A 14,182-nucleotide genomic window follows, 5' to 3' on the forward strand; every position below is an offset into this window, starting at 1 on the left:
CTCGTTTAAGGCAAAAATCCAAGTAATTCAAAGAATTTTATTGCACCCATATATACATTATAAATTACATGAAGCAATTTGTGGCTTCAAACCAGGTAATAAATAACCATTTTCTGAAAACATGCAAAAAAAAGGCAGGATAATCCTGCCTTTTTAGTTAAGTATGGGGTTATGCAAACATTCCTTGTATTTTTATGCCCGCGGATGATTTTGGTGATAAATATCCTTCATATGTTGGGCATGAATATGCGTGTATATTTGCGTTGTTGAAATATCAGAGTGGCCAAGGAGTTCTTGGACAACTCTTAAGTCCGCCCCATTTTCAAGTAAATGGGTGGCAAAGGAATGGCGGAGGGTATGGGGACTGATGTCTTTGGTGATATGAGCCATAACCACCATCTTCTTCAAGTTCTTCCAAACACCTTGTCTAGATAAAGGCTTACCCCGGTTATTCACGAATAAATAGCTTTGGGTCTCGTCCTCATCTTTTACTAGTTTTGGACGCCCTTCTGTTAGATACTTGTTAATCCAGTCTTCTGCCATCTCACCGATTGGGACTAGTCTTTCTTTATCCCCTTTACCAATGGTTTGGATAAAGCCCATATCTAAATGAATGTCTTCTAGTTTGATATGGATGATTTCAGATACCCGCATGCCGGTTGAATACAGGGTTTCTAACAAGGTTCTATCCCGTAAGCCTAGTGGTTTAGTGATATCTGGCGTCGCTAAAATCCGATCAACTTCGTCTAAGGTTAAAACAGCTGGTAAATGTTGGGTTTTCTTAGGTAAAGAAATCTTCTCCATTGGATTGTCTTCAATAACCCCATCCAATTTTAGGTAGCGAAAGAAATGACGCAAGGTTGACACGTAATGTGACCGGGTTGACGTGGCCAATTGGTCTTCGTCCATCCACTTTAAATGGTCTAACACTGTATCCTGACTAATGACCTGAACCTTTTCAATGCCTTGCCGCTTTAAATAGGTCATCATTCGGTTTAATTCTTGCTTGTAGGAGATGATGGAATTTTCTGCCAACCCTTCTTCTACACGCATGGTATTTAAAAAATCTTCAATCACTTCAGTTAGCTTCATGCTTACCCTTTCTTCACTTCACAAAAACATATATAGTCAAAGGTTTACCTACTTGATGGATGATATAATTTTCAAAAAAATGAAATGCATCAAACTACGCGGATAAACTGTTAATGACTCATTATTTAAGACGGATGCCGCCTTCGACTTGTTCAACTTGACCATTCTTCAATAAGTTCCCTAAGGCACGCTTGAATTGTGCTTTAGAGATGCCAAAGTATTCACGGATATCATCTGGATCCGATTTATCGTGGTATGGCAAGAAATGATTCGGTTGGCGTTGTAACAAGGCCAAAATCATTTGCGCATCCTCAGAAATTACCGTGTGGGCTAATGGTTTCAAGGACATATTCAAGTTCCCATTTTGTCCAATACCGATGACACGCCCTTGGACTTCTTGTCCTAAATGTGGTTCTTCCAAGCGTTCACTTTCATGGATAAAGGCTAGAAAGTAGTCATCTGTAATTACATAAGTCCCCACTAATTTTGCGTGGTAGACGGTCCCTTTCACTTCTTGGTTGGTCCAAGATTTTGATTGGGGTGATAATTTGTTGGTAATTTGTTGGAAAACTTGGTCTTCAGCTAATTTACCCCAAATCCGTTCTTTTTTATCCACTTCTAAACGGATAAATAAGCGGTCGCCTTTTTTCGGCCATAGGTGTTTTTCACTTGGTAGGTCATCTAAAGAAACCACAATTTCCTTGTCCGCTAAACCGATATCTACAAAGACCCCTAAGTCTTTACGGACAGCAGTAACAGTCGACCAACCATAACGTCCTTGACGAACGTCAGGTAATTGGGTGGTCATCATTTTAGTGTGTTTCATATTTTCATAAATGAAACCTTGGACCGCATCACCTAATTGGTAATCCCCTTCGCTCTTATCAAGTTGATAAGTAATACCCTCTTTTTGTACTGAATAAAATTTGTCATTTTGATCCGTTACCAACGCTGTAGTAACGGTACCTAATTGTGCGCTCATATATTTTCTCCTTAAAACGGTGCTTTTGCATGTTAATCTCATTGTATCATATTTATTAATTACTTGGCCGCAGCTTCATTCTTCAAACATCTGATTATACTCGATTCTCAACTAAAGGTAAACGTCGATTACATAAATAATGTATAAGTTGTCACTGTTCCGCCTTTTTTTGCATGAAAAAAGGAGGCCCGCACTTAAGCTGACGCCTCCTTTTTATACAAGTACATTTTAATTATTCCGTTTCACACATTTTCCTAATTAATTCTGCGGTTTCGTGTGCATCGGATTGACGAACATCCAGTAGGTAATTCGACGCTTCCTCGTATAAAGGAATTCGGCGTTCATACTTGGCAGCCATTTGACTTTTACTATTGGCATTGACTAAGGGGCGGTCATTGTTACCGGGACCCCCACGATTAATCCGTTGCCACGAGGTTTCAAAGGTATCTTGTAAGTAGAAAACCTTATCATGTTGGGCTAGCAGTTGGCGGCACTCAGCTGTTTCCACAATACCACCACCGGTTGAAATCACTAGCGCGGTATTTTCTTCAGCCTCTAGTAATTCCGTCAAGATTTGAAACTCCAACAATCTAAAACCCGATTCTCCAATTTGATCAAAGATTTCTGCAATCGTCTGACCTCGACGGGTCTCTATATAAAAGTCCATATCCACAAATGGGACACCTAACTTGTTGGCCAAAATGCGCCCGACTGTTGTCTTTCCGACACCCATAAATCCTGTTAATATGATTGGCATCCTTTGATCAACCTTTCATTTCCAATTGGGTGATTTACTTGCTTAAAGCGGCTAAGTCATCGAAGAAGCTTGGGAAAGAAATGTTGACTGCTTCAGGGCGTGCCAAGTTGACAGTTCCTTCTTTTACCAATAAAGCAGCAACTTGTAGCATCATACCAATACGGTGGTCACCGTAACTATCCACATCCGCTGCGTGCAATGGTGTTGGACCAGTAATAATCATGCCATCTTCAGTTTCTTCGATGTTGGCACCCATTTTATTTAATTCTTGGGCTGTGACCTGAATACGATCAGTTTCTTTTACTTTTAATTCTTCAGCGTTGCGAATCACTGTCCTACCTTCCGCTTGGGTAGCGGCTAAAGCAATAATTGGAATTTCATCAATTAATGCTGGAATAATGTCGCCACCGAATTCTGTTGCTTTTAAGTCGCTGGCAGAAACAGTTAAGTCACCGCTCAAGCCACCTTCATGCAAGCTAGTTTCGATGTTGGCACCCATATTTTGCAAGACTTCAATAATCCCAGCTCGGGTTGGATTTAAACCAACATTTGGCATGTGGAGTTTAGATCCTTTAACTAATAGTGCAGCAACAATAAAGAAGGCAGCTGAAGAGATATCTGCCGGGACTGTAATATCCGTAGCTGTTAAGCTTTGGCCACCTTCTAGATAGATGTCTTTATCGTCTACTTTTAGTTCAACGCCAAAGTTTTTTAACATGTTTTCCGTGTGGTCACGTGACCGCTCTTTTTCATGGATAATTGTTGTACCTTTAGCAGTTAAACCTGCCAATAAGATCGAGGATTTTACTTGGGCAGACGCCACTGGCATATCATATTCAATGGCATTTAAGTGGTCCACTGGTTGGATATACAAAGGCGCAAACTCGCTACCTTCTGAGCCAGAAATCGATGCCCCCATTTGACGTAAGGGTAGCATAACACGGTTCATTGGTCGCTTTGATAGAGATTCGTCCCCAATCATCTTAATTTTAAATGGGAATCCTGAAAAAAGTCCTGCCAGCAAACGCATAGTCGTACCGGAGTTTCCGGCATCTAAGGCATGATCTGGTGCTGTTAAGCCTTCAATACCCTTACCGTGAACGATGACAGATCCATCTGCCTCTTCATCAATTTGAACACCTAAATCACGGAAGATATTCATAGTTGAAATACAGTCTTCCGCATATAGAAAGCCTTCAATTTTTGTGGTGCCTTTAGCGATAGAAGCGAACATGATCGCCCGGTGAGAAATTGATTTATCACCAGGAATCGTGATTGTCCCTTCTAATGGATTGGCATCAATCATTAATTCTTTCATGGATGTCTTACTCTCCTTCATTTTGCCAAATGTCAGGGTTTTTAGCGTATTCGCGGTAATTGTTTACTGCTTTGACTAATTCGTTGTAGTCATCATGTGGGAATTTTTCTAAAATTGCTTGGGCTAATTCAGTAGCGATTACTGTCTCACCAATAATGGCTGCACGTGGTACCGCCGTAATATCAGAACGTTCAATCGACGCTTTGTACGGTTCTTTGGTGTAGATATCCACTGATTGTAATGGATGGTATTGTGTTGGAATTGGTTTTTTGTATCCACGGACAATAATTGGCATACCAGTTGTCATACCACCTTCAAAACCACCCATATGGTTGGTTAAACGATAGAAACCTTGTGTATCGTCGTAGGCAATTTCATCCATTAATTCGTTACCAAAACGGCTAGCCACTTCAACACCATCACCGATTTCAGCTGCTTTAAAGGCGTTAATCGATACCATAGCACCTACTAATTTAGCATCTAATTTCTTGTCCCAGTGTGTGTACGATCCTAAACCAGCAGGAACATTTTTTGCGATTACTTCGATAACCCCACCTAAAGTGGTGCCATCTTTTTTTGCTTGGTCAATTTTCGCTTTGATTTCTTCATCAATTGAATGGTCAATCATTTTTAATTCTGATTCATCCGTTGTTTGACGGATTTCCTCATAAGAAAGACTTGTTGCATCGACCTTACCTTCAACGCCACCCAAAGCTTTAACGTAAGCGATGATTTCAATATCTAACCCATCTAAGATTTGTTGAGCAATAGAACCAACAGCTACACGCATTGTTGTTTCACGAGCAGATGAACGCTCTAAAACATTACGTAAGTCTTTAAAACCGTATTTAATCCCACCGACTAAATCAGCATGCCCCGGACGTGGATGATGTACAGTACGACGTTTTTTAATACCGTCTTCTACATCTTCTGCACTCATGATTTCAGTCCATTTTTTAAAGTCTCTATTTTCAACAATCAAAGTAATTGGTGAACCTAAAGTTAATCCATGGCGAACACCTGAAGTGATACGCACTTGGTCTTTTTCAATTTTCATACGATTACCTGCACCATAACCCATTTGACGGCGAGCAAGATTCTCGTTGATTTTATCTATATCGATTGGTAAGTTTGCTGGAACGCCTTCAATGATCGCAGTTTCTAATGGACCATGTGATTCGCCAGCTGTAATGAAACGTAGCATGTACTGTTTCCTCCTAATTTTTCAAATTCTCTTATTCATTTTAGCCTTTATTTCCAATAGGGGCAATTATATTCGTACAAAAATTAGAAAATAATGAAGATTCCGTCGAAACATTTAATATAATGTATCATTTTTGGAAAAAGAAAAGTGCTGGCCGAGCGAAGAGAGCTCAGTCAACACTTTTTAAATGTCCGAATAATAGATTTTAGTGACTCAGGTTAAGCAAGATTAGATAGTTGTAGTTGCGCCGTTATAAACGATACCACGACGAGCATCAACTGTTACTAATTGGCCGTTTTCAATTGAAGAAGTTGCGTTTTCTGCACCTACAACAACTGGAATACCATTTTCTATACCTAATACTGCTGCATGGCTTGTTAATCCACCTTTTTCAACAACTACCGCTGCAGCATTTTTAATTGCTTCATTATAGTCGTTGTCAGTTGATTTCACAACTAATACAGAGTTAGCTTTTACGTGAGCTACTGCATCTGCTGCGTTGTCTACAACTACTGCATGACCAACAACAGATTTTTCACCAATACCAGAACCTGATACTAATTTTTCACCAATAACTTGGATTTTCATCAAGTTAGTAGTACCTTTTTCACCAACTGGTACACCCGCAGAGATGATAATTGTATCACCGTCGTGAGCGTAGCCAGATTCTTTCGCTACAGTACCTGCTAATGACATCATTTCGTCAGTTGAAGCTGGTTTCTCCACAACAAATGGCTCTACACCCCAAGCTAGAACTAATTTACGTGCTTGACTTTCAGAGAAAGTTAAAGCGATAATTTTAGCGCTTGGACGGTATTTAGAAATCATTTTCGCAGTGTGGCCAGATTCAGTCGCTGCAACGATTGTTGAAACGCTTAAGCTACGAGCAGTGTAAGCAACAGATTGACTGATTGCTTCTGCCATGTCGCCTTCTGTACTTGGTTTCAATGAACTAATGTCAGTTTTCGCTTCTTCACGTCCTTCAGTTACTAAGGCAATACGGTTCATTGTTTGAACTGCTTCTACTGGATAGTCACCAGCAGCAGTTTCACCTGAAAGCATGATTGCGTCAGTACCATCAAAGATTGCGTTAGCAACGTCAGATGCTTCTGCACGAGTAGGACGAGGGTTAGATTGCATTGAATCTAACATTTGTGTAGCTGTAATAACTGGTTTACCAGCCAAGTTACATTTACGGATCATGTCTTTTTGTACAACTGGTACTTGTTCAGCTGGGATTTCTACCCCTAAGTCACCACGAGCAACCATTAACCCATCAGATACAGATAAGATATCGTCTAAGTTATCTACACCTTCTTGGTTTTCAATTTTAGGGATGATTTGAACTGATTCGTTACCAGTTTCTTCTAGAATTTCACGGATTTCTAAGACATCACCTGGTTTACGTACGAAAGACGCTGCAATATAGTCAATATCATTTTCTAGACCGAAACGGATATCATTTGCATCTTTTTCAGTAATCCCTGGCAATTGAACAGAAACGCCCGGTACGTTAACACCTTTTTTATCTTTGATGACACCAGTGTTTTGTACTTCAGTAACGATTTCGTTGTTTGCAGTGTCGATATCAGTTACTAATAAGTCTATTAAACCATCATCAATTAAGATATGAGAACCTTTTTCTACATCATTAATCAATTCAGTGTATGTAATTGAGAATTTTGTTTCGTCACCCTCAACTTCTGTCATTGAAACGCGAACTTCAGAACCTTTAACCAATGTTACAGGTTTGTGGTCTTTCATGTTGTTTGTACGAATTTCAGGACCTTTCGTATCTAATAAGATTGCAACGCGACGACCAGTTTTTTCTGAAGCCTCGCGGATGTTATTGATACGTGCTAAATGCTCGTCGTGATCTCCATGAGAGAAATTCAAACGGGCAACGTTCATACCTGATTCAATCAGTTGAACTAAAGTGTCTACAGACTCCGATGCGGGTCCAATGGTACATACAATCTTGGTATTTTTTTCCATAATGATTAATGCATCCTTTCTTAGAAAAAATTAAAATGAAATTTCTGAGTTGATATTGTATAGGTCTACTTGAGACGTATGAGAGTGACCTTTCGATTGCAATGCTTCGTTAATATCAGTAGAGATAATCTTTTCACCACTAATACCTACACAAACACCGCTGGCACCTTTATGTAACAATTCCACAGCATTGAAGCCGAATAGCGCTGCCAATACACGGTCACGAGCTGTTGGTGCTCCACCACGTTGAACGTGACCTAATACGGTAACACGTGCATGATAGTCATCATATTCGTAAAGTTTATCAGCAAATTCATGCCCCTCCATTACACCTTCAGCAAGGATAATAATAGAGTGTTTCTTACCGCGACGACGACCGTCTTCGATGTTTGCAACAATATCATCCATATTAAATTCTGCTTCTGGAATAATGATTTGTTCAGCCCCTGAACCGATACCAGTCCAAACGGCAATATCACCTGCATTACGCCCCATCACTTCAATAACAAATGTACGAAGATGACTAGTAGCTGTGTCACGAATTTTATCGATAGCTTCTAAAGCAGTGTTACAAGCGGTATCGAAACCGATTGTGTACTGGGTACCAGGAATATCGTTATCGATTGTTCCAGGAATACCGACAGTTTGAATACCTTCTGCCGCTAATGCTGCTGCACCTCGGTATGAACCGTCCCCACCGATTACAACCAAAGAGTCAATGCCATGTTTTTTTAATTGTTCAATCGCTGGTCTACGGCCTTCTTCATCCTGAAATTCAGGATAACGGGCAGTATAAAGCATGGTACCTCCACGAGCAGTCAAATCACTCACATCGCGTTCCGTCATTTGGAAAATGTCGCCTTCAGCTAAGCCACGATAACCGTAGCGAATACCGAATACTTCATCACCATCATGAATTGCTTTACGGACAACTGCTCTAATAGCTGCGTTCATACCAGGGGCGTCTCCACCACTAGTTAAAACTCCTATACGTTTTCCCATTTTTCCACCTCAATTAATTTATTTACAGTGTTATTCTACCATTTTTCATAGCTAATGTCTTACGTTTTCTTAATTTGTGCAAAGATATACAAGTATTTTATGCTATTTAACAACCACGTTTTCTTCGCCATAGATAGCAATCAATTCTGTAACCGATTCATCCGTTACTTCGATCGCATACTTTTCAGATAACCAGTAATTTTCTTGACTCGCCACAATGGTAAAATGAAGCCTGGTTTGGCCTGGATATTTGCCGATAACTTCTAGTAGTCCAGCTTTCAGCGCACTAGCCTTGGCCTTATTTTCAACGCGAATCCAACAAACTGGGACTTGCTTGGATTGTTTACTTTGGTTTGTTTGCTGACTTTGTCCGCCGTTATGACCTGCTTGACCAGACCCATCTGATTGTTTTTGCTGCAAGTTGTTTAAATAAGCTCTTGTGTCTTCATCCAACATCCAAGCCTTAGTCAAGAGGACTTGCAACTCATCATTGCGTTTTTGCGTCTTTCCGTAAACCAACAAGGCATTGCCCTGGTTTAAATGTTTGGCGAAAGTGATATAAGCTTCCGGAAAGGCCGTCACAGAAATCTGCCCCGTTTGGTCCTCTATTGTCACAAAGGCCATGGGTTGATTTTTCTTAGTGGTGATTCGTTTCACCGCCATTACCTCCCCTAGGAAAAAGGCTTTGTCATTTTCTTTGAGGTTTTCAATGTAATCAATAATCCCTGTTTGATAGAAACCTTCATATTCTTCAAAAAGGTTAATCGATAAAGCTTGCCCCAGCGTTTCAATTTCATTCTCAATTAATTGGTGTTGGTCAAATTCATCGATTTCAATAATCTTCGGTGCGAACATGGCTGACAAGTCATCGTCCCCAAGTAGTGATGCTTGGTGTTGATTGTCTGTTTTAAAGAGTTGCTCGTGGGTAATCATCTTAGGGATAGCTTCCACTTGTAAGGTACGTCGGTTGTAGCCAAAGCTATCCAATGCACCTGCTTGGGCTAATTTGACTAAGATGTCTTCTTTGAGGGCGAGCTTTCCAAGTCGGTGGATAAAGTCGGTAAAGTCCTTAAATGGTCCTTCCGCTTCCCGAGCTTGAATCATTTCTTCAACTGCCCGCTTAGGAATGCCTCGAATGTCCCCTAAGCCGAGTTGTAATTGGTGGTTGTCCACAACTGACAAGCCATAAAATGACCTATTAATATCTGGATTGACCACTTCAACCCCGTGGTTTTTCGCTTCTAGTAGCAAGTTCTTCCCTTTTTTATCATATATCCTTGTATGTTTCAAGTTGCCATAATAAAAAGCAACTGGATAATTAGCCTTGATCCAAGCCAACTGGTAGGCCAAGTATGAGTAAGCAAAGGAATGCGATTTATTGAAACCATAGTTGGCGAAGGCTTCAATATAGTCATAAATTTGCACAGCGACACTTTCCTGGTAGCCATTTTCAATAGCCCCGCTGATAAATTGTTTGCGGACTCTTTCAATGGTTTCGTGTTTCTTTTTACCGATGGCACGACGCAAGATATCCGCTTCACCTAGGCTAAAGCCTGCGATTTTTTGGGTAACCTGCATTACCTGTTCTTGGTAGACCATAATTCCATATGTAGGGGCTAAAATTGGTGCTAAATCAGGGTGTGGGTATGCAATAGCTTCACGTCCATGCTTTCTGGCCACAAAATGTGGAATTTGTTGGACTGGACCTGGTCGGTACAAGGCATTAACAGCCACCACATCTTCAATGGATGTAGGCGCTACTTGTTTCAAAACATTCTTAATACCGTCCGATTCAAATTGGAAGACGCCATTGGTATCTGCATGTTGGAAGATTTCATAAGTCTTTGGATCATCTAATGGAATATCCAAGGCTTTGACAGGTCTACTGGTTAATTTACCAACGGCCGCTAACCCGTCATGCAAAATAGTCAGGTTGGATAGACTCAGGAAGTCGACCTTCAGTAGACCCACTGCCTCAACATCCCCCATAGTATATTGGGTATTTGGAATATGGGTGGATGAGGCTTGAAGCGGTGTATGCAAGGTTAAAGGTTGGTCCGCAATCACGACACCGGCCGCATGGGTGGAGACGTGACGTGGTAACCCTTCTAGTTTACGGGCGGTATCAAACCACAATTGCCCGTGGTCTTCGTTTTCAATTAATTCCCGTAATTTCTGTGACTGGTCATAGACTGCTGTTAGTGTTTCAGCTGGTAAATTAGGATTATTGCCTACTGTATTAGCCCATTCTGACAATGTCACTTGCGCTTTCCCAAAAACAGAACCGACATTTCGCAAGGCTTGCCGAGCACCAAATGTCCCAAAGGTTGCAATTTGTGCTACATGGTTGTCCCCGTATTTCCGGTAGATATAGTCGAGCACTTCTTGCCGTTTATTATCTGGGAAATCCAGGTCAATGTCTGGCATATTCTGCCGTTCTGGATTCAAGAACCGCTCAAATAGTAAGTCGTTTGCAATCGGATTTACATCTGTTATTTCTAGGACGTAAGCCACTAAGGCCCCGGCAGCCGACCCACGTCCAGGACCCGTTTGAATATGGTGTTGGTGGGCATAATTCATCACATCCCAAACGATTAAAAAATAATCGTCAAAGCCCATATCATGGATGACTGACAATTCATAAGCCAAGCGGTCGGTGTAGGCATCTGTAATGTTCGCCACACGCTTAACTAACCCTGCTTCCGCTAAGTCTTTTAGGTATTTCGGTGTATCCGTGTATTCACTCGGTAGCGGGTATTTGGGCAGCAAGGTTTCAACTTGAGGAAATACAATATCAATACCCTTCACTGCTGCCTGTAACCGGTCCAAGGAGTCTTTGTAAATTGAATCTGGATCTTGGTACATCTTGGCCCATTGGTCTGGATTTCTAAGTGCATGAGTCCCTTTCACTTGCTTCAACTCATCAATCCCTATTATTGGCTTATTATTGTCAATGGCTTCAAGGACTTGTTGGGTGAAGAAGTCATCCGGATTGGCATATTGAATGTGTGGCATAGCGACTAGTGGAATACCTGATTGCTCACTCAATTCGATGATGGCTTTGGCATGGAATTGTTCATTCTCCAAGGCTGAAAGACCTAGAAATAACTGGTCATCTGAAAAATGGCGTCGCCACCAAAGTAACTCATTCTCTAACTGGTCGTAGTCTGCCTGCCCATCGCCTTGTTTCAAGTAACGCATATGTGGCCCGGTCATAGCAGAAAAAATCACAATATAATCATCCGCATGCATGGTGATTTCTTGGTAAATTGCCCGGCGATTGGCTTCTCCTTGTAATTTTAAAGACGACGAAAGGGCCATCAGATGCTGATAGCCTTCGTAGTTTTTTGCGTAAACAACCAATTCTTCTTTAACATTGTCAATATTAAACTGGACAGTTAACCCGATTAGAGGGGTGATGCCATTTTGCTCACAGGCACGGACGAATGCCAAGCTGCCTGACATGACATTGACATCGGCCAAGCCTAAATGGGTATAACCTGCAGTCGCCCCTGCTTGTACGTATGCCTCAACAGACATGGGACTGGTTAATAGGGAATAAGCTGAATTTACATGTAATGGCACAAACATCTGGTCACCTCCTCATTCATATGGTTTGTTTAAAATCACTATTTATTTGTCTACCTCAGTGAAAAACTGACTATTTCGTTGTTTCGCCGCTTCAATATCTTCTGCAGTGATCGCTGGATCAGTGTATTGGGGTCCTCGTAAGAACATGGCATCCCCAAAGGAGAAGAACCGGTATTTTTCTTCAACTGCATGCTGGTAAGCCGCAAGGACATGGTCGCGTCCGGCAAATGCAGAAACCAACATAATTAAAGTCGATTTAGGTAAGTGGAAGTTCGTAATAAAACCTTCAACCACGCTAAATTGATAGCCTGGTGCGATAAAAATATCGGTCCAACCAGAATCAGCTTGGACTTGCCCCTTGAATTTAGTGCCGATTGTTTCAAGGGTCCGGATAGATGTCGTCCCAACCGCAATCACCTTGTGTGCACCTTCTTGGGCTCGGCGAATTTTAGCCGCATTTTCTTGGTCTAAGCGATAGAATTCCGAATGCATTTTGTGGGCATCAATATCATCCACAGATACCGGCCGGAAGGTCCCAAGTCCAACATGTAAGGTTAGGTAGGCAATTTCAACACCCCGGTCTTTTAAGTCTGCCATAAATTCTTCTGTAAAATGAAGACCCGCTGTTGGCGCCGCCGCTGACCCATTTTCCTTGGCATAGACGGTTTGATACCGGTCAGGATTGTCTAGTTTCTCTTTGATATATGGTGGCAATGGCATTTCACCTAAAGCCTCAAGCACTTCTAAAAAGATGCCCTTATATTTGAATTCCACAATTCGACCACCATGGTCAAGCACTTCAGTAACAACCGCCACTAATTGACCGTCCCCAAAAACAATCTCAGTCCCCACACGAATACGACGAGCTGGTTTAACCAAGGTTTCCCATTTGTCGCCTTCCGTATTATTTAATAGTAAGACTTCGATATGTCCACCCGTATCAGGACGAATTCCTTGTAAACGCGCTGGTAATACTCGGGTATTATTCAATACCAAGACATCACCCGCTTCAAGTTCACTAGCTACATCTGGAAAATGGCCATCCTGGAAACCCCCAGTTTGGGCGTCAAGTTTCAACAGTTTACTAGCCAACCGGTCTTGAATCGGTACTTGGGCAATCAATTCTTCTGGTAAGTCAAAATCAAAATCATTTGTCGTTAATGTCACTTAATATTCCTCCGCATAGGGTATACCTAGATGGTCGTAGGCCTTTGGTGTTGCTAGACGACCACGTGGCGTTCTTTGTAAAAACCCATTTTGAATCAAGAAGGGTTCGTACATATCTTCTATTGTTGTCGTTTCCTCTGAGATATTCGCTGCTATGGTCGACAAACCAACAGGTCCCCCACCATAATAGCGAATAATCACATCGAGAATTTTTCGGTCGGTTTCATCTAAACCTGCTTGGTCTACTTTCAAAATAGATAAGGCCTTATCCGTGATAGGATCGTCAATTAAACCATCTTCGTGATAAACTTGAGCAAAATCACGGACCCGCTTTAATAATCGGTTGGCGATACGAGGTGTCCCTCGTGACCGCATCCCAATTTCTTTCGCTGCTTGATCTTTAATTGGCACTTCAAATAAACGAGCTGTCCGTTCAACAATGGTCGCTAATTCATCCACTGTATAGTAGCGTAAATGTTGGACAATCCCAAACCGGTGTCTTAATGGTGACGACAAGGCACCTGGTCTAGTTGTTGCCCCAATTAAGGTAAAAGGTGGCAGCGGAAAATGTACAGGGTGGGCCCCTTCATCTTGTCCAACAATAATATCTACTTGGTAGTCTTCCATAGCGGAATACAACATTTCTTCTACCACACGGGGTAGGCGATGAATTTCATCAATAAACAAGACATCTCCTGCTGACAGCTCATTTAACAAGACTAGTAAGTCTCCGGTTTTTTCAATGGCTGGTCCAGAAGTGGTTTGAATATTAACCCCCATTTCATTGGCGATAATATTCGCCAGGGTAGTTTTCCCTAAACCTGGTGGTCCATAAAGGAGGACATGGTCAAGCGCTTCATCACGATTTTCGGCTGCTTGTATATAAATCGCTAACTCTTCTTTTAACTCAGCTTGACCAATATATTCCCGTAAAAACTTAGGTCGTAAGGATAATTCCTGGACTTCATCTGCTTGTGCATGGGGTGAGTGTATTTGGCCGTTGTAGACGATTTCAACATCTAAATCTTCTTGGTCAAAATCTTCATGATGATCAATATCCATAGCGACTGCCTC

The 14,182-nt window shown here is 41.5% G+C and carries 10 protein-coding genes; all 10 read right to left on the minus strand.

The window, feature by feature from the left end; translation table 11 throughout:
* Positions 1-192: 192 nt before the first annotated feature.
* Positions 193-1,092, minus strand: a complete 900-nt coding sequence (gene xerD / locus ACFW0C_RS04230; protein ID WP_378105665.1) for a site-specific tyrosine recombinase XerD — start codon at positions 1,090-1,092, stop codon at positions 193-195.
* Between the two features lie 121 nt (positions 1,093-1,213).
* A complete protein-coding gene (locus ACFW0C_RS04235; RefSeq protein ID WP_378105667.1) occupies positions 1,214-2,074 on the minus strand; it encodes a S1 RNA-binding domain-containing protein in 861 nt (286 codons plus the stop codon).
* Between the two features lie 232 nt (positions 2,075-2,306).
* The gene (locus tag ACFW0C_RS04240; RefSeq protein ID WP_378105669.1) at positions 2,307-2,831 is read right to left on the minus strand and encodes a shikimate kinase; all 525 of its coding nucleotides are present in this window, start codon (positions 2,829-2,831) and stop codon (positions 2,307-2,309) included.
* A 34-nt stretch (positions 2,832-2,865) separates the two neighbouring features.
* Positions 2,866-4,149 (minus strand): 3-phosphoshikimate 1-carboxyvinyltransferase, encoded by a 1,284-nt coding sequence (aroA, locus tag ACFW0C_RS04245; protein ID WP_378105671.1) that lies wholly within the window; start codon positions 4,147-4,149, stop codon positions 2,866-2,868.
* 7 nt (positions 4,150-4,156) lie between these two features.
* Positions 4,157-5,353 (minus strand): chorismate synthase, encoded by a 1,197-nt coding sequence (gene aroC / locus ACFW0C_RS04250; protein ID WP_016897609.1) that lies wholly within the window; start codon positions 5,351-5,353, stop codon positions 4,157-4,159.
* A 228-nt stretch (positions 5,354-5,581) separates the two neighbouring features.
* Positions 5,582-7,348, minus strand: coding sequence for a pyruvate kinase (gene pyk, locus ACFW0C_RS04255; protein WP_378105673.1), 1,767 nt, complete (start codon positions 7,346-7,348; stop codon positions 5,582-5,584).
* A 30-nt stretch (positions 7,349-7,378) separates the two neighbouring features.
* Positions 7,379-8,350: a 6-phosphofructokinase gene (gene pfkA / locus ACFW0C_RS04260; protein WP_378105675.1), complete on the minus strand. Its 972-nt coding sequence runs from the start codon at positions 8,348-8,350 to the stop codon at positions 7,379-7,381.
* 102 nt (positions 8,351-8,452) lie between these two features.
* A complete protein-coding gene (locus ACFW0C_RS04265; RefSeq protein ID WP_378105678.1) occupies positions 8,453-11,941 on the minus strand; it encodes a DNA polymerase III subunit alpha in 3,489 nt (1,162 codons plus the stop codon).
* A 42-nt stretch (positions 11,942-11,983) separates the two neighbouring features.
* Entirely contained in the window at positions 11,984-13,108 is a 1,125-nt protein-coding gene (queA, locus tag ACFW0C_RS04270) for a tRNA preQ1(34) S-adenosylmethionine ribosyltransferase-isomerase QueA (RefSeq protein WP_378105680.1), read from the minus strand.
* Positions 13,109-14,170 carry a Holliday junction branch migration DNA helicase RuvB gene (gene ruvB, locus ACFW0C_RS04275; RefSeq protein WP_378105682.1) on the minus strand — a complete coding sequence of 354 codons (1,062 nt, stop codon included), beginning with the start codon at positions 14,168-14,170 and terminating at the stop codon, positions 13,109-13,111.
* Between the last annotated feature and the right edge of the window lie 12 nt (positions 14,171-14,182).

This window comes from Aerococcus sp. NPDC058936, assembly GCF_042741995.1.
In the GTDB taxonomy this organism is placed as follows: Bacteria; Bacillota; Bacilli; order Lactobacillales; family Aerococcaceae; genus Aerococcus.

Coding starts and splice junctions, on each gene's coding strand:
- xerD (WP_378105665.1), bottom strand. CDS start 1,092: ATGAAGCTAACTGAAGTGATTGAAGATTTTTTAAATACCATGCGTGTA.
- ACFW0C_RS04235 (WP_378105667.1), bottom strand. CDS start 2,074: ATGAGCGCACAATTAGGTACCGTTACTACAGCGTTGGTAACGGATCAA.
- ACFW0C_RS04240 (WP_378105669.1), bottom strand. CDS start 2,831: ATGCCAATCATATTAACAGGATTTATGGGTGTCGGAAAGACAACAGTC.
- aroA (WP_378105671.1), bottom strand. CDS start 4,149: ATGAAAGAATTAATGATTGATGCCAATCCATTAGAAGGGACAATCACG.
- aroC (WP_016897609.1), bottom strand. CDS start 5,353: ATGCTACGTTTCATTACAGCTGGCGAATCACATGGTCCATTAGAAACT.
- pyk (WP_378105673.1), bottom strand. CDS start 7,348: ATGGAAAAAAATACCAAGATTGTATGTACCATTGGACCCGCATCGGAG.
- pfkA (WP_378105675.1), bottom strand. CDS start 8,350: ATGGGAAAACGTATAGGAGTTTTAACTAGTGGTGGAGACGCCCCTGGT.
- ACFW0C_RS04265 (WP_378105678.1), bottom strand. CDS start 11,941: ATGTTTGTGCCATTACATGTAAATTCAGCTTATTCCCTATTAACCAGT.
- ruvB (WP_378105682.1), bottom strand. CDS start 14,170: ATGGATATTGATCATCATGAAGATTTTGACCAAGAAGATTTAGATGTT.